This is a genomic window from Aquimarina amphilecti (genome assembly GCF_900109375.1).
In the GTDB taxonomy this organism is placed as follows: Bacteria; Bacteroidota; Bacteroidia; order Flavobacteriales; family Flavobacteriaceae; genus Aquimarina; species Aquimarina amphilecti.
In genome coordinates this window covers 404,883-430,838 of the sequence record NZ_FOAB01000002.1, presented here as the reverse complement: position 1 = coordinate 430,838, position 25,956 = coordinate 404,883, and the positions used below count along the sequence as shown (strand labels likewise).

Below are 25,956 nucleotides of genomic sequence, written 5' to 3'. Positions count from 1 at the left end.
CCTTCTCAGAAGAGATTTGAAGTATGACTAAACATCATTTTATATAAACTTTAAGAAAAGAAATCATAGCTAGTCTATCTTCGGGTTCTAAAAACAAAGATTTGCTGGTCAAAAATTGTAATTTTGCATCCTAAAACACAAATCAAGCTTAGAAATGAAAAATATTCTTGTTCCTTTAGGTCTGTCTGAAAACTCTGTTAGTATAGCTCGACTTCAATATGTAATTGATTTTGCAAAAGAACTTGGCGGAACAGTATATGCTGTAGAGGTTTTTAAACAGTTACCAAGGTCTGGTAGTCTTCCATCTGTAAATAAAACCCTTAAAGGTATCTCTGCAAATACTATAGAAGAGAAGCTTACCGTAGTTGATAAAAAAGGTGTTGATGTTATTCCATTACCTTTAGAGAACGATTTGTTAGAAGCTATTCCAGAATTTAACCTGAAACATTCTATTGATTTAATTGTATTGGGTGCAGAAAGTGATGATATTAAAAATCCCTATTTCCTTGGTGAAACTTCTGGAAGCTTATTAAAAAAAACTGAAATCCCTGTATTAATAATTCCTGAGAATTATGTGTTTAAACCGATAGCGAAAGTTTTAATGGCTATAAAATCTGGAATTATTAAAAAACAAAACACATTATCTCCTATTATAGAAATTTTAAATACGTTTAGTCCTGAGATGAAACTTCTTCAAGTAAAAACATCAGATTTCTTGCCCGAAGATATGGAGTTTAAAAAAGATTTAGCAACATTAATTAGTTCCTACAAATCTTCTGAAAATGCAACACTATTTCAAGGGGTTTTAGAACATCTTAATGAAAATAACCCTGATTTATTGTGTGTCTTAAGACGTAATAGAGGATTTTTTGGGAAACTTTGGGAAGATAATAAAGTGCTAAAAAAAGATTTCGAAAGTAGAATCCCATTATTAGTGCTTAAAGGGGCTACTTACTAAATAGAATTAGGGGTATAATTTCTTCCTCATCAAAACAAATAACATTGTAAAAATAAATATGGGGATGTAGCTCAGCTGGCTAGAGTGCTTGACTGGCAGTCAAGAGGTCGTGGGTTCGAGTCCCATCTTCTCCACAGATAAACAAACAGTTATGATTTTTTTTCATAACTGTTTGTCAATATATTACTATTTCAAAAGTATTGAACACTTCCAATTTTTGATATTGAATAGTACTCAAAAAAACATCAATTAATAACTAACTTCTTAACTATTGCCTTTTTGGTTTTATATACTTTTAGAAGATAAACTCCTTTGCTAAGACCATGTATCGTATGATCTTTTTGTCTAATAGTATCGATACTTCTTACCGCTCTTCCAGAAAGATCAAATAAAGTAATCTTGTTAGTGTCATTATATTCCGACAATAGAATATTAACCGTTCCATTACTTGGATTAGGAAACACCTGAATATTTTCTGTTTCTTCTTTAAGTAAATCTTCTTCAAATACTCGCTGTTCACAGTCAGATTCAAAACTTATCCAATCTAACTGAATATTTCTACTTGCATCATGGAAATAGAGGTAAACTACATGATTCCCCGAACCAGATATATTAACAGTTTTCTCTACATAGTTATTCCATCCTCCCGTATTTTCTGGATATATTTCAGCAATATTATTACTATCCTCATTGTTATCAATTCTTAGCTTCATATAACCATTTTGGTTATTTCCTTTAGAGTATCTAAATGTAAATTTACCTCCTGATATATCCACATTGTCAAACTTCAACCAATGAGAATAACTAATATTAGTTACTATCCCATTTGCATTATTCAATTGATAAAAATTATCTGTATTATTTTCTGCTTCAATTTTTTCACAATTAGAGTCTCCTGTATTACTATCAGATTCTTCAAATCTTATCCAATTAATATTATAAAGACCTCCAGAAATATCTAACCTAAGAACTTGATTCATACTCCCACTTGTAATTTCAACATTTTCTATTCGAACATTCTGCCAAGACTGCCATCCATTGGTATTAGGAATAGCTACTGAAGCTAATTCTGATGTTCCCAACTTAAGAGACATCGATTTGGAATTATTTTGAGTACTTGCCACTCTTATTATTATATCATAAGTTCCCTGAGTAACATCTTCTATCGTATACTCTAACCATTCTCCATTAGCTGTCCACCCTACATTAGTGCCACCACCATTATCGGTTGTATTTTGTAAATCAACACCTTCATTTGTTCTTCCTTGTCCACCATTATTACCCGAGTCAGAATCAATATAAGCAATTCCTTGTCCCCCATTATCATAATCTTCTGCTTGTATTGTCCCTGGAATAGTATGACTTACAAATGGTGATTGTGCAGGATCTACAGTATCTCCTTCTCCTATTACCACATTACCTAAACTAGTAGGACAATCATTATTCCCCCAACGTACCCATACACTATAAGTTCCAGGAGCAACATTATTAAATGTAGCAGAGCCTGAATTATCATTCACATTTATAGGATATGTTGAACCTCCATCATTACTAAACTCTATAGCACTTCTACCAGAAACATCAGAAAAAGCAAAAGTAATTTTTCCATCATTAGCTCCTACTGTAGTTTCATCAGTTCCAGTTACTGTAGCTGTTGGGAAAGGTGTACCATTACAATCAGAAGTATCTACGTTATCCGTAATTGCTTTAAAATTTCCTGACAAATGCATAAAACTCATCATATATAACAACCCATCATAATATCTAAATTGACCTGAAGGTATTGGAGTATCAAAAAACTCATCTACAAACGGCCATACTTTTGCATCTTCTAGAGCCAAAGCTCCAACTGCATTACAAGCTACTAAACCAGGAGAATGGTCATTATTTCTACTAAACGAACCATCCAATGTCCATAGAGTACTGTATCCCGGTTTATCTTTAAAAAAATTGATCTGCTTGTCTATTAATGGCTGTATATCATTTTTACTTTTCTGAAACCAAGCAAAATCGAATCCCATGTTCATAATGTTTCGCCAAGCATCAAATTCAAAATTCCCATGATTCCCTTGATTAACAGGTCTGCCATCAAACTCTGAATAATCTGGCATTAATCCAGTCTGGGGATGTGCCGCCCTAGGAAGTAAATAGGTACGACTTATTGTTGCCATATCCGTCCATAATTGATTGTTACTAGCAGCTTCTATCGCCCATATTTCATAAAAAGCAGGAAGATGATAGGATGGATCCGTAAAACTTGCAGAGTTCCCACAAATTCCAAAGACTATTTGTTTTTCGTCTTGATCTACCAATCCTGTAGGGCAAGAACCTGAACTGGGAGCTGGTTTGTTAAGCATACTATCAAGAATATAATTTGCCTCTGCTCTATAATTTATAGAACCACTACTACCCCAAAGTGCATCAGCAAAGAACAAAGCTGTTACAAAGTACTCTTCTCCATCAGGTGCAGAATTCTCATCGATCATAGAAAAGTTAGATCTATTTAATTGCCAAGAGAATAACCCTTCTCTATCACTACCTGCAGGGTGTTGACTATATGTCTCTGCAAAACGCCATAATTTATCAAATTGACTTTTCTTTCCTAATTGAACGCAGATCATCATTCCATAGGACATACCTTCAGATCTTATATCATTATTTCCTGTATCCAAAATATAAGCCATATCACTACCTACTTCATAGTAAAGCCTTTCATTATTAGTGTTACCAGTTACAAAATATTGATCCCAAATAGCGTTCATCTTTTGTTGCACTTCGGTTTCTGTTTTTCCAGATTCTACAAACATGTTTCTATATATCCCAGATTCGAATGAAGGTACTGCCGGAATAACCGGAGCTTGTCTTGGTGGTGGTGGAGATCCCAAAAAGGTAAAAGTAATTCGATCTAAAAATGTATCATTTGATCCATTATCTGTTATTAATTCTAAAGAAAAATTAAGAGGACTACTGCCTATAATGGTAATCTCTCTAGAACTATTAGAAGTAGAAGCTCCAGAAAAATTAAACGAACTAACATTATCGCCTATATTTAAATTAATCTTAGCCTCAGTATCATTGGAGGATGCTCCTATTATTTCTACTTTATATAGACCTGGTAATGTTGAAAGATTAATTGATCCTTCGGCTTTATCACCATTACCATAAAAACCAATACCGTTAAATGGTGAATCAATTGCTCCTACATACGGACCGCTAATGTTTAAATCTTCAATCTGAACAGTAGTTTGTCCAGAAACGATTACTCCACAGAGTAAAAATAATTTTAAAAAAATAGTTTTAATTGTTTTCATAAGAAGTGTGTGTTTAGAAATTTGGTTAATCTAAACTATGACATTTATATAAAAACAATTAGCAAACAATGCAACACATAAAAATTCTTTAGAAAAGGCAACTAATTAACAACTTTGTTTTAGACAAAAACAATCACCAAAAAGCAATCAAATCACTTATAATCAAATATTTATATTCATTTTTGAATTGTGTAATTTTTATATTTTTTACGAAAACGTTTTCGTAAAAAACCATATCAAAAAAAGTAAAATGGGCAACTAATTCATATGCTTAGAAATAAAAATCCCCGTAAAATACATTTACAGGGACTAATTATGACGATTGATTATGGAAATAAATTTATTATAATCCTTCTAAAAATCCTTGGTATGCAGATTTTTTATCAAAGGAAGCATCAAATAGTAAAGGCCACTCCGGTCGACCATTGTTTTCGGGAATTAGCCAAGTATCATCATCTTTTAAACCCCAAACTGTTATTGCATATTTTTTGTTCTGCGGAATTGCATTAAAAATCTCAACTACTTCTCGCACTCTTTGTCTTTGTGCCTGAGATCTTTCTTCCGTCAATTCTGTTAAATCATTTGCGGCATTAACCTTTACATCCAATTCTGCAAAATGAACCAATACATCCTTTGCCACTAATTCATCCGTAGCTTCTTGTATCTGCTCTCTACTAGGGAAATTATAATCTATATGCATCTGATAACCCACACCATCAATAAGATTATTTGCTAACAAGTCATCTACCAACACTAGTACTTTTCCTCTTTTTGTACCGTCAAAGGTCATGTTATAATCGTTATAAAACAATTTTACATTGGAGTCAGCAGCTCTGGCAAAAGCAAAACATTTTTCTACATAATCATCTCCCATTCGCTGTAAGAATAAAGTATTTCTCCATTGAGTACCTGCATCATCATCTATAGCTTCATTTACAACATCCCAAGAATTTATTTTACCTTGATATCTTGTAAACACATCAGTAATATATTGTTCTATTAAATCTTCGAATTCCTGATCCGTACCGCTAAAATTCTCTAAAGCTTCCGGAATACTTCTATGCCATATTAAGGTATGTCCGTGCACATTTAGACTATTCGCTTCTGCGTAAGCAACTAGTGCATCTATTTTACTCCAATCATAAATAATATTTCCCGAACCATCTATACCTGTAAAAATAGAAGCCATTTTCATATCATTTTCGGCAGTAATACTGCTAAATTCTCTTGTATACAGGTCATCATAGGCAGTTATATTAGTTCTAGCTTCAGATACTGCAACTCCAACAAAGAAATTATTCTCTGTAGCAGATTTTAAGGTTATATCATCCGGAAATTCCTCATTGGTTTCTACACTGATAGTATTTGAGTTTTCGGAAACAACACCATTTACTATAGCCCTTACTCTATAGTAATATTGCGTATTTAAGGATAAACCTGATATATCTTGAAATAACTGATTTACTGCTAAACTTTCATATCCTTGTACAAAGGATCCAAAATTAGGATCGGTAGCTACATCTAACTCATATCCACTTGCCAAAAACACATTGCTCCAATTAGCAGTAAAACTCGTAAAATTAATTTCAGACGCATCTTGTGCAACCGGTGGGATTGCTGAAAAACTTACTGTATTATCATCATCAGAACAAGCTATAAGGTTCATCAACGTAATAAAAAACAAGGCGTAAATGACCTTACTATATACTTTTTCTATTTTCATTGTAATTATTTTATAGAACACGTATCCAGAGAAGTAAAACCAATCGAATTAGATGAAATTCCTCTGGATATGCGTTATTATTATTTTTTGAAAAGGGTTTTAGTCAAGCTCTAACACCTCTAGTTTCAGATTATCATATCTATAACCTGATGGTACTACTCCGGTATCACCTTCGTGACTTATTTGCATTCTTACCGCTACGAGTGTAGCAGGATTTGGGTCACCCATACTTTGGTTGTTAACATCAAAGCCAAATCCAAAATCGGATAGTTTTAATCTTAATGTTTGCCATCCTGATCCTGTTAAAGGAACTTTAAAAATCCAGTTATCTGTAGTTGCATCTTTTAAGATAAACTCCATAACGGTCCCTGGATAATCATCTCCATTAATATCAAGAAGAATAAATGCATTCTCCGAATCAGTTGAAGTAGTAACAGGAGCTACTTCTTGATGACCACTTCCTGTAAAACCATCTGTACCTGTATCATCCCAAACAATTTCTGCTCCACCACTCCCATCTACACCAAGACCGTTACTAACTTGAAAGATATTATCTCCGTAAGAAAACCAGTCTGCGTTATAATCATTATTAATATTTGGTATTCCATTTCCATCAAAATCACTAAATAAAATCTGAACAATACCTCCAACGATAGGTAGATCTTTAGAAACCATTCCTCCAGCCGTAACTACAGTAAAAATCGTGGTTTCGGTCTTTCCTTCAGGAAAAGTAAACAGAATTTCCCGTGGAGAAACTACAGTAAAATCTCCTACTGATTCTCCATCAACAAGTACATCTTCTACATTAAAAAACCAGTTGCCGAATGCTCTCATCTCGATACCTCCTTCTCCTTTTGATGGAGAAAATGTATCTGCTACTGTTAAGGTAGGACCTGGTTGCTTAATCGTAAATTCTGTAGAAACAGATTCTCCATATAGGTTCGTAAAGGTTACCGTTTGATTTCCAAAACGACTTCCTTGATCCACATCAAATGGAACATTAAAAAATAATGCTACATTAGAATTTAATGTGGAATTAAAAAAGGTGTTTACAGTTCCATCAAAAATAATTTCTTTCATATCATTAAGACCTGTACCTTCTACTCTAACTAATTCTTCAGGAAACCCCTCATTAATAGCAGGTTCATCACCAAGTGATACTATATTTACTATTTCTGGATCTCCAAACTGAAGTCCATTTTCGTTATCATCATTACAAGATGATATACATACCAATAAGCTAATTACTGAGCACAAAACAAGCAACTTCTTGATATACATCATTTCTTTATTTTTTTTCATCATTACTTATTTATTAGTCATTAATTACATAATCTACCGCAGGACTAGCTGTATCTATAAATGATAACTCTGTAGATGGTATTGGCAACAAAAAGTCATTATCATCAATATTTTCTATAAAAAACGATTCTACATTAAACGGAACTAATGTATTTACCGTTCCTCTATCCTGACCTCTAATAATAGATTTTGCGGTCTCCCTATCCATTCTTACTAAATCCAACCAGAATTTACCTGCTTCAAAAGCAAATTCTATTCTCCTTTCATCTGTAAGAGACTGCCTTGTGATCATTCCTTTTTCGGATAACCCTGCTCTTCTTCTTATTTGATTAAATGCATCTACTGCTGTTGCATCTCCAGTGGAATCGGCATCACCCATTATTGCCTCGGCATAGATCAATAGTACATCTGCATATCTCATTAATTGGGTACTCATATCTGTTCTCATAAAGAACACATTTGGATGTTCCTCCAATGATCCTACTACATATTTTCTATATCTTAATCTGGTTGAAGAATCATCTCCATTTTCTGGGAACGTCCATCCGCCTTCACTAGTTAACAACTCAGGATAGAATCTTCCAGGTTCACAAATAATCCATTGTCTACGTAAATCTTCTTCTCCTGCATCAGTAACATTATCAAAGGAGAGAAATAAATCAATACTTGGAGATACAGAACCAAATGAACCATCATTGCCAATCACATCATCACTAGCAATAAGGTATGCTTGGTTGGTATTCTGAATACCCCATAATCCATTAATTGATGTCCAAACCCATCGATAGATACCTTCACCATTCACACTTTCTGAGGGATTTATAAACTGATCTTGATAATTAGCTTGTAAACTATGTATCCCACTATCTATTACCAACTGGGCATAATCTCTAGCCTTATCATATTCTTTACGTGTTAAATACATTTCTGCTAGGTACGACCAAGCGGCTGTTTTTCCAACTCGTATGCCACCTGCCGTTCCATCAGGCAATAACTCTGCAGCTTTTTGTAAATCACTTTCTATAAAATCATAAATACTAGAAACTGTATTTAGCGGATATAGGGTTGAAGTATCTGAAGTTACCTCATCGATTACTGGAATTTCTCCCCAAAGGCGTACTAAATAAAAATAGGAAAAAGCACGCACAAATCGAGCTTCACCTTCTACTTGATTTCTTACATCTTCAGAAATTTCATCATTTAATGGTTGACTAACCACTTTTAATAATTGATTTGCATCCGCAATTCCTTTATAAAAACCTTCCCAACCTTCTAGTAATACTCCATTATTTACTCCAACGGAAAACAATCTCCAAGGAGCATCTGATTCAAAACCAATAGAGTTACCCGCTAACATATCCAATGAATACATAAACTTATCATTCGTTGTAAAAAAGGATTGCCCATACAAGGAATTAGCTCCAGCCAATAATTGTTCATCCGTTTGATAAAAATTATCTTCAGTAATAGAATCAACAACCTCTATTTCTAAAAAATCTTCACCACAAGATGAGAGAAAGGTCAATACAATAGCATATGTAAAAATTCTCTTTATACTTTTCATACTAAACATATTATTTTCTTTTTCAAGTTAAAATTGTACATTAAGTCCAAGTGTCATTGTTCTTGGGACAGGATATCTTCCAAAATCTATACCTTTAAATAAAGCACTTTGATTAAGTGATCCTACTTCAGGATCATATCCTGAGTAGTTCGTAAATGTGTATAAATTTTGTATTGTTGTATACACTCTTATCTGATCAAAAAACTTAATTTTTTCTCCAAAAGTGCCTTTAGGTAATGTACATCCCAAAGTAACACTCTGAATTCTTAGGTAAGAACCATCTTCTATAAATCTATCGGATACTCTAATATTTCCGTTTTTATCTCCATCAGAGTATCTTGGTAAACTTCCATCAGTATTCGTAGCACTATATCTATCAATTACAGAAGTAGCTTGATTTGCATTAAATCGGTTAACTCCTTCAATATAGGTACGGGTGTAATTATAAATGTCATTTCCATAAGTTCCTTGTAAGAACACTGATAAATCAAACATTCCATATCGGAAATTATTGGTCATACTAAAAGTGAAATCTGGATGTGGATTTCCAATAAATGTTCTATCGTTGTCATCAATTACACCATCTCCATTTAAATCTTTAAATCTAACATCACCTAACCAAGTTCCTGTAGCTTCATCTACAGAGCTTTCTGCAGGAATAGCAGCAGGTTCAGTACCTGTCAATTCATCAATATCTCTAAATAGCCCATCCGTTACAAAACCATAGAACATTCCGATAGGTTGTCCTACTTCTGACCTTGTTAGATTCGCAATAATTTCCTCATCTTGTAATGTTCCAATGATAGCATCATTATCACCTGATAATTCAGTAATCTCATTACGATATAAACTAAATACAATATTGGTATCCCAACTGAATTTTTCATTCGTAATGTTCTTTGTATTTAAGGTAACATCAATACCATCATTGATCATTTCACCAAAATTTTCTACAGGTGCATTAACTCCTATAAAAGATAAAGTATTCAAACTACCTAAGAAACCTGGTATAGGTCTGGTAGCTAAGAAATCTTTGGATGTTTTTCTATATACATCTACATCCAATCTAATATTGTTATCCAAGAAGCCAAGTTCTACTCCTAGGTTTGGAGAGATTAAGGATTCCCAAGCAACATTAGGGTTATTAAAATTAGCTAAGCTAAATCCACTTCCAAGTGCGGTGTTTTGGTTTCTAAGAAAACTTAGATACAGAAAATTATTTATATCCTGGTTTCCACTGGTTCCATATCCAGCTCGAATTTTAAAATAACTCCAAGCACTAGAAATACTCTCCATAAAAGGTTCATCACTTACTACCCATGCTGCAGATACTGATGGGAATAACCCCCATCTATTATTAGGTCCAAATTTTGAAGAACCATCATATCGTAAGGATGCTGAAAATAAATATTTTGAATTATAATCATAATTAATTCTACCAAAATATGATAAGAGAGAAGCTGCACCTTCAAATGATTCGGATAAAGATGTCTCAGCATCTCCTGTATTTAAACCAGGAACATCATTACTAGGAAAATTAGATCTTTGTCCAGACAATCCTTGAAATTCTGTTTTCTGAGCTTCTGTCCCTAGTAAAATATCAAAATTATGATTTCCAAAACTAGGAGTATAGGTTAAATAATTTTTGAATAGGTAATATAACCCTTCATTGGCTGCTCTAAAAGAGGAATTTAAGCGATTAGAAAGTGATCCAAAATCATAAGTAGGGAAGAAACTTTGCGTTTTAGCTGTATTATAGTCATACCCTAAATCTGTTCTAAACTTAAGATTATTCGCTAATTTAAGATCCAGATAAATATTTCCATTCATTTTAAACCTTTCTAGCGTACTGTTTCTTATTTCTGAAGCGGCTATTGGATTTAATGCTCCTGTATTACCTAAACCGTTTTCTGGAGAACCAAAGGTTCCATCAGGATTTCTAACAGGTACATTAGGAGTCTGTCTTAATGCATTGATAATGGTCCCATTTCGAGAATCATTTAATCCTATTTGCTCTAATGAACTACTTAGGTTTATGTTGTGTCCAAATTTGATCCAATCATTATACTTGTAATCTAAATTTAATCGTAATCCAAATCTTCTAAGACCAGAATTGATTACAATACCTTCCTGATCAAAATAATTAGCTGAAGCATAGAATTTTGTTTTCTCTTTTCCTCCAGAAATTGATAATTGATGATTCGTTATTGGAGCAGCTCTAAAAATTTCTCTTTGCCAGTTTGTTCCGTCTCCTAAAATATTTGGATTCTCAAACTGGGGAGCTGATGGTAAATTAGTTGAAGGACTCTGTCTAACCTCATTTGAATATGCTGCAAATTCTCTTAGGTTCATCATATCTAATAACTTAGGAACTGTCTGAATACCTGCATATGTCTCATAGCTTATCTTAGCTTTTCCGGCTTTTCCTCTTTTTGTAGTAATCAGAACCACTCCATTAGATGATTGCGCACCATATATAGCTGCAGCAGAAGCATCTTTTAAAACTGTTATTGATTCGATATCGTTAGGGTTCAATGCAGAAAGAGGGCTTATTGCAGTTTGTCCACCAGTTCCTCCAAAACGTGAAAAGTTAAAAGAATCACTCTCTGAATTCTGAACGTTTACTCCATCAATAATATATAATGGCTCATTAGATCCTGTTACTGATGTAGTTCCACGTATTCTTACAGAAACTGCTCCTCCTGGTCTACCTGTGCTTCGAGTCACAGTAACCCCAGATACTAATCCTTGAATCCCCTGATCAATATTAGTAACAACTTGTTTTTCTAAAACATCTCCACTAATAGTAGATATGGCGGATGTAAGATCCTTTTTTCTACTTTGTCCATATCCTATAACTACCACCTGTTCTAAATCTGTGGCCTCAGGGATCATTACGACATTAATTTGTCGAGAATCAACAATAATTTTTTGTGTCGTTTGCATTCCAACATAGGAAAAAACTATAATATCTCCTTTGGATACCCCTTGTAATTCATAATTACCGTCAAAATCGGTTAAAGCACCATTGGTAGTGCCTTTTACCAAAACAGTAACGCCTGGTAATGGCAAATTAGATTTATCCGTAACTGTTCCACTGACATTATCTTCTTGCGAAAAAACGTGCTGTGTTCCAATTAAAATAAATGCAATAATTGCTAGTTTAAGTCTTATCATATGACATTGTTTTTATGTAGTTAAGTTTAAAGTGCGTGATAGCTACTTTTGTTGCCCTTTATATTAGTATTCCTTGTCCCTTACAACTTGTTTTAGATATACCAATTAATCAAAGTTTCATTTTATATGTTCATTAATTAAGTGTGATTATTTTATTCAAATGTTTGGTAGTTGCAGTATCTGAATCATCATTTTCGTCAGGTTGTTTTCCTCCTACATAAATTTGAACTGCTCCTGATACCTTTTGTTCTCTTCCTGCCGAATTAATTATAGCATATTGCTTTGGAGTAACTGTAAAGCTTACTTTTTTTGTCTCTCCAACTTCTAAGTTGATTCTTTTAAACCCGATTAAAGAGTGTTTTGGTCCGTCTTTATATTGCTTTTTATCATGGGATACATAAAGCTGAACAACCTCATCACCCTTCATATCACCAGTATTAGTTATTTGAACTGCTACTGGAATATTTTCATCTTCTTTTATTGTATCAGGTACTTCTAATTTTGAATATTCAAAAGAGGTATATGATAGTCCGTGTCCAAATTCATATAAAGGATCTCCTTTAAAGTATTTATACGTTCGATTTGTCATATCATAGGACTTGAAATCAGGAAGATCATCAACAGATTTGTAGAAAGTAACAGGCAATCTACCAGCTGGATTATAATCTCCAAAAAGAACATCGGCAATTGCTCGTCCTCCAAATTCTCCAGGATACCAAGCTTCTAAAATTGCAGGAATGTTCTCATCTGCCCAATTTATGGCGAGTGCGCTTCCGTTCATCAATACCAATATTGTTGGTTTGCCTAGAGCTTGTACTTCTTTTAGTAAAGTAAGTTGTGATTGTGGTAAAGAAATTTCTGATCTATCTCCTTTATCGAAACCTTCCAAAACAACTGGCATTTCTTCTCCTTCTATATCCGGAGATAACCCTAAACAAAGCACCACGACTTCTGATTTCTTAACTGCTTCTAATGCCGGAGATAACAAATCTTCATCTAATTTAGACCAAAGTAATTGGGCTTGTGGATCCGTATGATAATTATAATATTTTATTTTAATATCATAAGATTTACCAGCTTCGAGCCTCATATCTAAATACTTCATTTTTGGCTCGTGATCATCCTCAAAGTCTACCCTCAAAGAATCATCTACATATAACTTACCTGCGCTACTTGCTCTTAATCCTATGCGGTATGAACCACTTTCTTCTGGCACAATTTTTCCTGTCCATCTAACAGAAAAACTATCAGACGTATTAATTTCAATAGGTTTTTTTGAAACCCATATAAAGTCAACTATACTATCGCTTCTAGTTAATTTAGGTTCTCCTTCCCATGTTTCATTATCAAAATATTCTCCTTTTAATCCAACATTCTCTCCATTTCGCAATACAGAAGATGGTATGGGTTGTAATAGGGGCCATCCTTTCGCTATATGACTTCCTTTTGCATAATGAACCGTTGTATTTGGTAATTTTTCTGTTATCGCTTTTAGAGGAGTGATATTATTAAATGGAGTACCGTGATAATTTCCTAGCAAGACTTGTTTAGCATTAGCGTTTGGTCCTATTACAGCGATAGATTTTAGATCTTTTTTTAATGGAAGTAGTTTACCTTCATTTTTTAATAAGACCATTGATTCTCTAGCTGTTTTCTCAGATAATTTATAATGTGCATCACTACATACTACATCATATGGTATTTTAGACCAAGACACCATTTCTTCAGGATCAAACATACCCAGTTTAAACCTTGCTTCCATCAATCTGGATAATGCACGATCAACCTTATCTTCATCTACTAACCCTTTAAGGACTGCATCTCCTAAGTTAGGATCATATACATCTCCACAATTTAAATCTGTTCCTCTACTTACTGCTAATGCTGAAGCCTCGGCAGGGGTTTCGACTAATTCATGCTTATTTGGTTCCCAAAAATCATTGATTGCCCAACAATCTGAAACCACATAACCATCAAACCCCCACTCTTTTCGAAGTATGTCATTTAACAATAAATTACTTCCGCAACAAGCTTCATCTCTATACCTATTATATGCACACATTACAGATTGTACATTAGCTTCTTTAATTGCTGCTTCAAAAGCTGGTAAATATGTTTCTTTTAAATCTTTATCTGATGTATGGTAATTATCCTCGTGTCTTGATTTTTCTGGCCCACTATGTACGGCAAAATGTTTAGCAGTAGCTACTACTTTAAGATATTTAGAGTCATCACCTTGTAGTCCTTTTATAAAATTGACTCCCATTCTACCAGTTAAATATGGATCTTCTCCATAAGTCTCCTGACCTCTTCCCCATCTAGGGTCTCTAAAAATATTAATATTAGGAGTCCAAAAAGTTAATCCTTGGTATATCCCTCTTTTATCCTCTTTGATAAAACGATGATGTTTTGCTCTCGCTTCATCAGAAATAACAGTACCCACCTCAAATAATAATGGCGCATTCCAAGTAGCTCCCATACCAATTGCTTGAGGAAATACAGTGGCTTCACCTGCTCTTGCTACACCGTGTAAACACTCATTCCACCAATTATAAGCTGGAACTCCTAACCGTTCGATAGCAGGTGCATCATATCTCATTTGAGATACTTTTTCTGAAAGAGTCATATGACCTATTAAATCAGTTACTCTTTCATTAATGGATAATTTAGGATCTTTAAATTTATACGTTGTTTCTTTTTTTGATTCACATCCTATATTCAATTGAAGAATAATAGAGATGATAATTAAACTACTAATTCTGAAAGGTTTTTTTAATCTATTTTTAGATTCTCTTCTTATCATTGTTATATTTTAAAGCTGGTTTTTTATGCAATCGTGTCAAGTATAAAAACAAACAATCCGAGCACTACGATGATTAAAAATATCTCGCCCAAAATTTTAATATTTGAATATTTCTTGTTCATTCTATTTAACTAATTCACAATTTTTTAACAATTTATGTATGAGATTAAAAAAAGGATGCCACAGATAAAGCATATGATAAAACATTTGTTGCATTAGAGTATCAAGAAGGGTGAATTGCAACAATTTAGCCAGTGAGAGCAACAAGAATAACAGAGTAAGCTGTTAGAAACCTATCGAATTACGAGCAATGTAATTTTTAATTCTATTTATTAATAGATCAATAATAAATATGGTATTACACTGATAAGACATAAAAATCTACTACTAGATAAGGTTAAAGAAGTGCTTCTTTAAATGATACTTTCGATTATGTCTTCATAAGATATTCCAATTATACAAGTCGTTTAATCTACTCATCCATTGGATATAATTAGCTTCGAAAAATAAAGGTGTAAATTATATTTAACTAAGTAAATTGTTATGCCTTTAAACACATAATCGAAACTATTCCTTTATTGACACTTCTGTAGGTAGGATTCCGAACTGGGTTTTAAAACATTTTGTAAAATAAGATGGAGAAGAAAATCCTACCTTATAACAAACTTCACTAACATTAGTAGAACCACTTTCTAAAATCTGTTTTGCTTTCTGAAGTCTGATATTTCTCAAAAACTGATTAGCTGTTTGTCCAGTAAGTGTTTTTATTTTTCTATAAAACTGACTTCTACTGAGATGCAGTTCTGAGGATAATGATTCTACACTTAAATTAGGGTCACTTAAGTTATCATAAATATGATTCAACACTTTTTGTATAAACTCTTTATCTAAAGATGTATTATTCTCATTGATTTGAGCATCACTAACATCACTAAAATACTTATTAAAAACTATCTGTCTTATTGTAAGCATCTGGGTTAAATACGATTTTAACACTCTCATATCAAAAGGTTTATTCAAATACACATCTGCTCCAGATTCAATTCCTTTTAATCGATCATCCGCCATTGTTTTTGCAGTAAGCATTAAAATAGGAATATGACTTGTCTTTATATCTTTCTTAATATTTGAGCAAAACTCAAAACCATCCATTTCTGGCATGATTACATCCGTAATAATTATATCAGGCACTTCTTTTTTAGCTACTTCAAGACCTTCGGTACCATTTTTAGCATCAAAAACTTTATAATTACTACTTAATTCTCTTTTCAAATAGTTTCGCAATTCCGTATTATCTTCAACTATTAATAATCTATTAGTGTTTTGTTCTTCTTCAATTTGACTTTCTAAATTTTTATTATGTACACCACCAATAAATTTTGTTTTTAATAAAATATCAGAAGCTTTATCACTAATGATAATTTCGTCTTCACTGAAATGTTCCTTCCCCAATGGCAAAACCACTGAAAACGTAGTTCCTTCATTTACCACACTGTCAACCGTTACTTTTCCTTGATGAAGTTCTACAAAACTTCTTACCACCTCTAAGCCTATTCCAGTGCCGCCATAATATGATTTATTTAGATTATCTACTTGATAAAACCGTTCAAATATTTTTTCTAATTGTTCCTTTTTTAAACCAGGACCTGTGTCCGATATGCTTATTTGGAATGCTTCTGACAACGCACCTTGATGTATTTCCTCTGGTTCTTTTACAAAAACATTAATCGTAATTGTTCCTCCTTCTGGTGTAACTTTAAAAGCATTTGATAATAAATTAAAAATTATTTTCTCCAACATGCCTATATCTACCCATACTTTTAATTCCGAAATGTCATGCGTTATGTTTAGGTCTATCTTTTTATTTGAAGCTTCGACAACAAAATAACTTACAACATCCTGAACAAAATTGATAATATCAAGTTCTCTAGCCTTTATACTTAATTTATTAAGCTCGAGTTTTCTATAATCCATTAATTCGTTAATTAATCTATATAACCTATCCGTGTTTTTATGAATTATAAGATGTTTTTCATTTACTTCCTTAGGAAGATTCAACCCTTCATTTTTAAGTATATCTTCTAATGGGTTAATTATAAGAGTTAATGGTGTTCTAAATTCATGAGATATATTCGTAAAGAACTGTAGTTTTTTATTGTGTAACTCTTCTTCTTTAATTCTTTTTTCCCTTTCGTATTTTATCAATTGTTTCTCCTTAATCCTATTTTGAGTTAATTTATTCAAAAGATATATCCCAAATAGGAGTAATAAAACATAAGATACCAATGCCCAGTTTGTCTTCCACCAAGGCGGTAACACCTCTATCTGCAAATACAATGGTGTTTCATTCCATTTACCATCATTATTAGCTACTTTTAATTTAAAAGTATAGTTTCCTGGATCTAGATTAGTGTATGTAGCGCTTCTTGTATTTTCTACGTAATTCCAAGAATCTTCTAATCCTTCTAGATAATAAGCATATTGATTCTTTTCTGATCGTGTATAATTAATACCTGTGTAGTCAATAGTAAAAACAGATTGTTCATTACTTAAAGAAATACTATCCGTTTCAGAAATTACCTTATGCAAAGGAGAACCTTCTTGATTCGGGTATATCTTTTTATTAAAAACTTTAAAATCTGTTAAATACAAATTAGTAGAGCTACTATTCGTTTTAATGTTTTTAGGATTGAAATAATCTATACCTTCATAATTTCCGAAATATATATTTCCTTGATTATCAAGAAATGTAGCATTAAAGTTAAAATCATTTGATAATAATCCATCGTTAAAATTATAATCAGTAATATCTCCCTTTTTAAGATCTAACTTATGGATTCCTACATTACCACTCATCCAAATATTATGATCTTCATCTTCAATTATTGCAGAAACATTTTCATCTTTTAATTCATACAACTCGTTATACCAAACAAAACTATTCTTATTGGGATCATATCTACACAAACCTGATCCTCTAGTCCCGATCCAGATAGATCCGTCTGTACCTTCGTATAATGATAGTATATGATTGGTATTTGATTCATTTTGAAATTTACTATTCATCTTATCTCTTAGAAACTCAACAGAGAATTGACCATTATTATTTTGTTTTACTTTATACAATCCATTGGCAGCTCCTATCCATAAATTATTACTAGAATCTATTAGTATTTTTCGAATATCACTAGTGTGGATACCATATTTAGAAAACTCTTCTGAATTATGATGCACAAAACCTTTGCTAGATGGATTGTACGAAATTACACCACTAAAAAAAGTACCTATCCAAATAATACCATTAGCATCTTCCGCAAAACTTAATATACTATTAGAAGCTAATGCTCCATTTGTATTTTCTATTGTATAATTAATGAACTGTTTTGTTCCTCTTTTAAGAAAAAAGATACCACCATTCCAACTACCCGCCCAGACATTTTCTTTACTATCTATAAATATAGTTTGAATATCGTAAGCAGTGAGATTCGAAAATTCCTTATTACTATTTTTATTGATATGAATAAACTTTTCATCCTCCCTATTGTAAACATCTATTCCGCCTCCATCCATGCTAATCCATAATAATCCTGAACTATCTTGAACAATACCAGTAACAGATCCTGCTTCTAAAGAATTAGGATTACTAGCAAGACTTTCTATGTTTTTAAATTTATCGTATAACTTATCATATACCGCTATGCCTTTATTATAATACCCCATCCATATTCTCTCATTACTATCTAGGAATAAAGACCATATAGAATTAGACCGAATACTGTTTTTATTATTTTTATCAAAAAGATAATTCTTTATTAAATCACCATCAGCTTCTATATGAAATAGTCCATCATTTTCAGTTCCAAATATTACTGATCCATCAGCATTAGAAATCATTGATAATATTCGTTTTGTAGTAAAGGGGAAATTTTTAATCTCATAAATAATATCAGAGGATTTCTTTATCCTATAGATACCATCAGAAATAGTCCCTAACCATATATTATTGCGCTTATCTATTAATAGAGACTTGATAGGAATCTCCGCAGATTGATTCCCTTTTTTGGTGTTAAAAACTGAAAGACTTAATGTATTTGTATTAGGATTATATACTCTCAAACCATAATTGGTTGCTGCGTATATAGTTCCTTGTTGATCTTTTTTGAGATCATTTATGTCTAACAGATTTTTTTTATCATCAATATCGAGATTAACTATCTGTTTTATTATACCCGTTTCCGGATTTAATGTAAGTAATCCTCGCTCAAAAGTACCCACAATAATATTACCTAATGAGTCCTCAATTATACTACCAACGGCAATATTGATTTGATTAAAATCCTTTATTTGAGATACAATATCAATTCTCCTAAATTGATCCATTTCTCGATCATAAAGATCTAAACCATTTTCTGTGCCGACCCAAAAACGATTCTTTTTATCAACAAACGAGGAATAAATAAAATTGCTACTTAACGAAGTGGTGTCTTTTAATTTATGCTTATACGAAACATAATCAATTCCATCATATCTATGTAAACCGGCACCACTTGTACCAATCCAAATAAAGCCATTATGATCCTGAGCAATTACAGGTACTGCTATTTTTGAAATACCATCCCCAATATTAACAAAATTGAAATCATTCGATTTTTGCTGTGTCCAAAGGCAGTTCAGACAACAGCAATAAAACAATAAACACGCTATAAAACTTTTACTATTCATCATTTTATATCCCAGTACTTAGGAATAAATATAGTATGTTTTATCATACTTAATCAATTTTTAATCTAGTTAAGGTTAAAGAACAAGATTTTATCAAACCACTATCAACCTGTAAAATAAGTTAATATAGAAACTACTACTACTACCAATAATACAGATAAAACAATATCGGTAGGTGTATAACTATTTTTAGTAGCTTCTTTTTGTTCTACAGACAATGTTCCAAATGCCAGGCCTTTAATAGTAGTATAATCTGGAGCGGTTGTAACTAAACTAGTAACTATACAAACTATTACCGAGAAGATAAACATGAAAATAGCCATATGCGCAAAATTGATAGTTGCAAACTCGTATGCAAAACCAGATAAATCTTCTTTTACAATTTCTGCAGTAATTCTTAAGGCTGCTATTAAAAGACCAGAAAACAATGTAACAATTGCAGCTTTAGAGTTCACTCTTTTCCAAATTATTCCTAATATAAATACGGCCGTAATTGGTGGTGCTATATATGATTGTACACTCTGTAAATATTGGTATAAAACACCTCCACCTATTTTATTCATAATTGGAATCCAGATTATTCCTAAAACTACTACTAATGCAGTTGCTACCCTTCCTATATTTAGCAACTTTTTTTCTGGTGTAGTAGGTTTCAATTTTTTATAAATATCTATCGTGAATATAGTAGAACAGGAATTAAATACTGATGCTAAAGAACTCATTAATGCAGCCATTAATCCTCCAGCAACTAAACCTTTAAGCCCCGTTGGCAAAAGAGTTTTAACTAGAACCGGGAATACTTCATCTGCTTTATCATACGTTAAAACGCCTTGTTTTGCTAAGGCAAAAGCAATAATTCCAGGAATCAGAAATATAAAAATTGGTAATATCTTAAGATATGCTCCAAAAATAGCTCCACGTCTACCTATTTTTATATTATTTGCTGCTAAGGTTCGCTGAACTATATATTGATCTGTACACCAATACCAGATACCTACGATTGTTCCTCCAAACAGCAAACCTGTCCAAGGAAAATCTGGATCAGACATTGGTCTCCACATGTTAAAATGGTCAGAACCTACTGTAGTTTTAAGGTTTTCCCAACCACCTACTTCTTGTAATCCTAAATAAGTAATAATTAATGAACCCGCAATTAACACTACTGTTTGCAAAGTCTCTGTATAAATTACTGCTTTCATACCTCCCACTATAGTATATGCTCCAGTAAAAACTACTATTCCAATAGCTCCATACCAAAAAGGTATTCCTAATAATTCCGAAACTACTATCCCTCCAGCATATATTGTTACCGAAACCTTAGTAATTACATACCCTACTAGTGAAAAAATAGATAAAAACCATCGTGATCTACTGTCAAATCTTTTTTCTAAAAATTCAGGCATCGTAAACACTTTACTTCTCATATAAAATGGTAAGAACAACCAACCTAATAATAAAACAATCCAGGCATGTAATTCATAATGAGCCATTGGCATTCCTGATTCTGCTCCCGTGCCGGCTAAGCCTACCACATGTTCTGATCCTATATTAGAAGCAAATATTGACGCTCCAATAACAAACCAACCGACATTACGACCTGCTAAAAAATAATCTGCAGTATCCTTATTTCTTTGTAATATCACCCAGACAGCTACCCCAATAAGCGCTAAAAAATAGACACCTAATACTACCCAATCTAATTGTTCTAAGACTGATTCCATAAATCCTTTTGGTTAATTTTATTATTTGTATTATTCAATTTTAAATGATTGTCTGATCTACTATGTTACTATAGAAAACATTTGCAAACCTATGAACGATTAGCAATTTTCAAAAACATCGTTTAACAAATCATTTAATTTTTACTTAAAATTTTAAGTAAAAACCAAAACTATTATGAGGCTCATCAATTAAATGGAAGATTTGAAGCGAATACTATAAATTATGATGCATTCTAAATTACATCCTTAATTTCGTTTTTATGATATATAAATCAACTCTAAAAGATTAATGAAATACGTAATTTTAAAACCATTATTTCTTCTATCAAAGAAAGGTTATTTTATTTTCTGAAGATTAATTTTTGTTTCGACAAATACGAAAACCCTGATCTGGACCAATACCACTAGCTTCGAAATAGTCCCTGTTATCATTTTTGGAATATATTTCGAGACCGATCCAACCTCCTCCTCTTTGCGAACGAAAATTTCCACGTGGTATTCCATCATCTTCATACCAATCATCACACCATTCTCTAACATTTCCTGTTAGATCATACAAACCAAGTTCGTTCGGCTTTTTGGTAGTTACTGCATGAGTTCTACATTGATTTTGTTCTAAAAGACGGTATTCCCATTTTTCTATTAAAATAGTATCACCACTATTCCTCCAATACCAAGCTATTTCATCAATACGATCACTACCACTATATGAATAATTTTTACTTAATTGACCTCCTCCCGCCGCATATTCCCATTCTATTTCTGTAGGAAGACGATATCCATTTGCTTTCGGGTTTTTCTTAACTAACCACTTTATACTATCAAACTCAGATTTATTAAATTTATCAGTAGAATCCTTATAAATTTTATAATAAGGCAATAGACCTTCTTTTATACTTTTTTTGATGCAAAACTCTACGCAATCATACCAACTTACCATTTCTACAGGTAAACTATCTCCTCTAAATCTAGATGGATTATTAACCATAATATCTACCCATTCTTTTTGTGTAACCTCACTTTTGCCAATAAAAAAATCATTTACCATAGCATTCTTACCATATAGATTTGATTTTTTATTCACAAAAATTCCTCCTTTTACTAAAATTAAATTATCCCGAATATTCTTTTTAGTATCCTTTGGAGCACATGTATAAAATAGTAATAGAAGAGTAAAATAAAATAAAATTCTTTGAATCAAAATATCAAAATTAATGAGTAATGTTTTTAACGAAGTACTACGTTTCTAAATAAGAAAGCATAAGATCACAGCCCGCTTTGATCTTATGCTTTCAATTGTTTCATCTATATTACCATATGCTAGCATTGATTTTTCCCCAGCCTCCGGTGTACGACTCTATACCAAAAACCTGATAATCGAAATCTCTTAGATTACCCCATTGAGGCTTGTGACCACCATGGCTGTTCCAATGATTAATATGCGCTTGCATATGAACCTGCTGATTAGAGCCAGTAGATGCATTACCATGTTCACTAATATATTGGTAAAACGTTTTAGTTCCTAAAATTGATGGAGCATTAGATCTTAATTGTTTCTTGAATTTATAATTCTTACCATTTACGGTATAATTCTTATTTTGATTTTGACCCGTAATACTTCCTTTTTCTACCACATAATATTCTATCAATGGAGTTCGTGTCCAACCATAGACTCCAACAAAATTATATGAACCCTGTAACAATCCAATATTATAATTTATTCTTCTACCATTACCTGTAGACCATCCTTTTCCTCCAACGATATCTTGGTTATTTTTATATTCGATTTCAAAATTCCCGCCATATTGATTAGCATAAGGAAATCTTAATCTACCCCAACCACCTTCTTTATAAATAGTCCAAAAATAACCTTGATTATACCCATCAGTACGATTGTCACTGATATAACCATTACTGTCAATTGATTTCTGCTCGTTTTCTAATTCTTCTAATAAATTATCAGACTCTAAGTCGTTGGAACAACTAGTAAAGAATAACAAACAAAATGCTGAAATGCTTAAAAATGTTTTCATAAATAAATACGTTTAAATTAGAATAGTTCTAAAACTCATATTACTTGAGAATACGAGTGAATTTGTGTTAAAAATTTAGTTACTACTCAAAATTATAACTCATTAATCAAACTATTGATAATTTAATTCGTTTTAAATCAAATTCTACGAAAACTTTTCGTTAACACCTAAATACTTGATTATCAAATTTATAATAAATTCATTTTAGTAGATGCCAGTTTTATTTATTTTAAAATGAATATTCCATAAACTCATTCTAAGAAAAATGTAATACTCAAATACTACTAGCCAATCAAAAAAAGATAATTCTAAAATATTTGAAGCAATCTTTACAAATTTTGTTGCAATTAGAATTGCACGCTATGGTAAATTAAATTAATAAGATTACTTTACAAAGAAGGTCGATTTGCATAGTTTTTACGGATAACTTATCAAAACCCCACAAAAGATTTTGATATCTCAAAGTATACAGCCGTCAGCCATTTTTTAGCTAAAAAACAGTCTTTAAAACTAATATGAAAAAAAAGAGAATTACATTAAAAGATATTGCCAAAGAATTCAATGTTTCTATTGCTACAGTTTCAAAAGCTCTTAATGATAGTTATGAAATTAGTAATAGAACCAAATCTATGATTCAGGAATATGCTAAAGAGCTACAATATAAATCAAATCAAAGTCCATTTACCTATGAAAAACAAAAAAACACTAAAACCATTGGAGTAATCATACCTAATATGCTGAATCACTTCTTTACTAAAGTTTTTGTTGGTATTGAAAAGATCGTTACAGAAAAAGGATACAATCTTATCACTTGTATCTCTAATGAATCTCGTGATAAAGAAGTTACTGCTATGGAACTTTTAAAAAATTCTAATTTGGATGGTGTTATACTCTCAATGGCAGAAGAGACCCAAGTCAAAAAAGATTTCACACATTTTCAAAACACTATAAATCAAGGAGTACCAATTATAATGATTGATAGAGTTACCAACGAAATAGAATGTGATAAGGTAATTGTAAATGATGAAGAAGGTGCATTTAATGCCGCTAATTATTTCATTAAAACTGGCTGCCAAAATATTGCCATCGTTTCTAACATCCACCTGCTTAGTGTTGGAAAACTTAGACTCGAAGGATATAAAAGAGCACTCGTAGAGGCAAATTTTCCAATTGATGACAACTTAATCCTTAAAGTCGATGAGTTCAATGATATCGATACCTTATTAAAAATATTACTTGATTCGAAAAAAGTAGATGCCATATTATGTCTGGAGGAAGATTCTGCAATTAGTACTCTTAAGATGGTTTTATATAAAGGATATAAAGTGCCTGAGGATATTTCTATTATTGGGTTTACTAATGGTGTTCTTCCACGTCATGTCACTCCGGCTATAACTACGGTAAGTCAGCATAGCACTTATCTAGGAGAAGCAGCAGCAAAAATACTTATAGACAAAATAGAAAATGAAAATATCGAAACGTCGTATACTACCAAGGTAATAAAAACAAATCTTATAGAAAGAGATTCTACAAAACGGCTGTAACCAGTAGGGTAGAGGGTTCATTTTTTAAATAACTAAAAATTTAAAAACACTTTTACTTTCGTAAGTTTCTCCAGCTTTAATTAAAGAAGAAGGAAAATGACTATGATTAGGTGCATCAGGATAGTTTTGATTTTCAAAACAAATAGCTGGAAAACGATTATAAACTGATTGATTTTTAAAGTTCCACTTTGGTAAGTTTTCCGGAGTATAAATAACCACTGCTGGCTGATTTGTATCTATTTCCATACTAATACCGGTATTAGGAGCAATTAGTCTAGCTTTTTTACCATTTATTGAGTTTCCTTTTTTAGAACTATAAATTAAAGTATCATCAATAAGTCCAAAATCGGCTAAACATTGTAAGCTTTTGGGCTTTAAAAAATCATATTTTGTTGCAGTTACAGATTTCTCTTTTCCTGTAGGCAATTGTTTAGGGTTAACTTCTAAATATTTGAAGCAATCCAACAACAAAATATGATCCAAAATACTTCCTGACCCATTTAGATTAAAATAAGCATGATTAGTTAGATTTACAACAGTATCTAGATCAGAAATAGCTTTATAAGTAATCTTTAGATCATTGTCTTCTGATAATTGATAAATAGCTTTAACCTCTAAGTTACCAGGGTATCCTTCTTCTAAATGTCTACTGTAGTATGAAAAACCAACAGTATTTGTACCATAATCTATGAAGTCGACATCCCAGACCTTTTTATCGAAACCTTCGGATCCACCATGTAAATGAACTCCATCTTTATGATATAAGCTATATACTTTGTTACTAATACTAAAATCTCCATTACTTATCCTACCAGCATATCTTCCTATTGAGGCTCCTAAAAATTTAGCACTTGGGTGATATGAAACTTCTTTATAGTCATTAACAGAATCTAGACCTACCACTACATTAACCAATTCTTCTCTTTTATTTGGAATCTCTAAGCTAATAATTGAAGCTCCATAATTAGTTAATGTTAGCTTGGATCCTCTATTATTTCTAAGTGTTATAGAAGTATACGTTTCATTATTGCTATATAAGGTATCCTGAATCATTTATCCTAGAAATATGTTTTAAACGTACTATTAAAAAAAGCTGGT

The 25,956-nt window shown here is 32.2% G+C and carries 13 protein-coding genes and 1 tRNA gene; 3 read left to right on the top strand and 11 right to left on the bottom strand.

What is annotated here, in order from left to right; translation table 11 throughout:
* The first annotated feature begins 154 nt into the window (after positions 1-154).
* Both BMY33_RS06165 and BMY33_RS06160 read left to right on the top strand, forming a co-directional pair.
* Positions 155-958 carry a universal stress protein gene (locus BMY33_RS06165; RefSeq protein ID WP_091406712.1) on the top strand — a complete coding sequence of 268 codons (804 nt, stop codon included), beginning with the start codon at positions 155-157 and terminating at the stop codon, positions 956-958.
* A 60-nt stretch (positions 959-1,018) separates the two neighbouring features.
* A tRNA-Ala gene (locus tag BMY33_RS06160) sits at positions 1,019-1,092 on the top strand.
* Between the two features lie 111 nt (positions 1,093-1,203).
* Here the strand turns inward: BMY33_RS06160 and BMY33_RS06155 are convergent.
* From BMY33_RS06155 to BMY33_RS06110, 10 genes are all read right to left on the bottom strand, one after another.
* A complete protein-coding gene (locus BMY33_RS06155; protein ID WP_091406710.1) occupies positions 1,204-4,269 on the bottom strand; it encodes a glycosyl hydrolase family 8 in 3,066 nt (1,021 codons plus the stop codon).
* A 343-nt stretch (positions 4,270-4,612) separates the two neighbouring features.
* Positions 4,613-5,992: an endo-1,4-beta-xylanase gene (locus BMY33_RS06150; RefSeq protein WP_091406707.1), complete on the bottom strand. Its 1,380-nt coding sequence runs from the start codon at positions 5,990-5,992 to the stop codon at positions 4,613-4,615.
* 99 nt (positions 5,993-6,091) lie between these two features.
* On the bottom strand, positions 6,092-7,294 hold the full coding sequence (locus tag BMY33_RS06145; protein ID WP_091406705.1) for a hypothetical protein: 1,203 nt from the start codon (positions 7,292-7,294) through the stop codon (positions 6,092-6,094).
* Positions 7,295-7,307: 13 nt separating this feature from the next.
* A complete protein-coding gene (locus tag BMY33_RS06140; RefSeq protein WP_170837018.1) occupies positions 7,308-8,858 on the bottom strand; it encodes a RagB/SusD family nutrient uptake outer membrane protein in 1,551 nt (516 codons plus the stop codon).
* Between the two features lie 27 nt (positions 8,859-8,885).
* Positions 8,886-12,035 carry a SusC/RagA family TonB-linked outer membrane protein gene (locus BMY33_RS06135; protein WP_091406701.1) on the bottom strand — a complete coding sequence of 1,050 codons (3,150 nt, stop codon included), beginning with the start codon at positions 12,033-12,035 and terminating at the stop codon, positions 8,886-8,888.
* 133 nt (positions 12,036-12,168) lie between these two features.
* Positions 12,169-14,838: a glycoside hydrolase family 3 protein gene (locus BMY33_RS06130; RefSeq protein ID WP_091406699.1), complete on the bottom strand. Its 2,670-nt coding sequence runs from the start codon at positions 14,836-14,838 to the stop codon at positions 12,169-12,171.
* Between the two features lie 567 nt (positions 14,839-15,405).
* Positions 15,406-19,560 (bottom strand): hybrid sensor histidine kinase/response regulator transcription factor, encoded by a 4,155-nt coding sequence (locus tag BMY33_RS06125; RefSeq protein WP_244542987.1) that lies wholly within the window; start codon positions 19,558-19,560, stop codon positions 15,406-15,408.
* Positions 19,561-19,664: 104 nt separating this feature from the next.
* Positions 19,665-21,281, bottom strand: coding sequence for a sodium:solute symporter (locus tag BMY33_RS06120; protein WP_091406696.1), 1,617 nt, complete (start codon positions 21,279-21,281; stop codon positions 19,665-19,667).
* A gap of 355 nt (positions 21,282-21,636) precedes the next feature.
* Positions 21,637-22,482 (bottom strand): formylglycine-generating enzyme family protein, encoded by an 846-nt coding sequence (locus BMY33_RS06115; protein WP_280139526.1) that lies wholly within the window; start codon positions 22,480-22,482, stop codon positions 21,637-21,639.
* 109 nt (positions 22,483-22,591) lie between these two features.
* Positions 22,592-23,314, bottom strand: a complete 723-nt coding sequence (locus tag BMY33_RS06110; RefSeq protein ID WP_091406694.1) for a glycoside hydrolase family 11 protein — start codon at positions 23,312-23,314, stop codon at positions 22,592-22,594.
* Between the two features lie 515 nt (positions 23,315-23,829).
* On the opposite strand from BMY33_RS06110, the gene BMY33_RS06105 reads away from it, so the two are divergent.
* The gene (locus tag BMY33_RS06105) at positions 23,830-24,858 is read left to right on the top strand and encodes a LacI family DNA-binding transcriptional regulator (protein WP_091406693.1); all 1,029 of its coding nucleotides are present in this window, start codon (positions 23,830-23,832) and stop codon (positions 24,856-24,858) included.
* A gap of 24 nt (positions 24,859-24,882) precedes the next feature.
* Here BMY33_RS06105 and BMY33_RS06100 read toward each other — a convergent pair whose 3' ends face one another.
* Positions 24,883-25,911 carry an aldose epimerase family protein gene (locus BMY33_RS06100; protein ID WP_091406691.1) on the bottom strand — a complete coding sequence of 343 codons (1,029 nt, stop codon included), beginning with the start codon at positions 25,909-25,911 and terminating at the stop codon, positions 24,883-24,885.
* Positions 25,912-25,956: the final 45 nt, after the last annotated feature.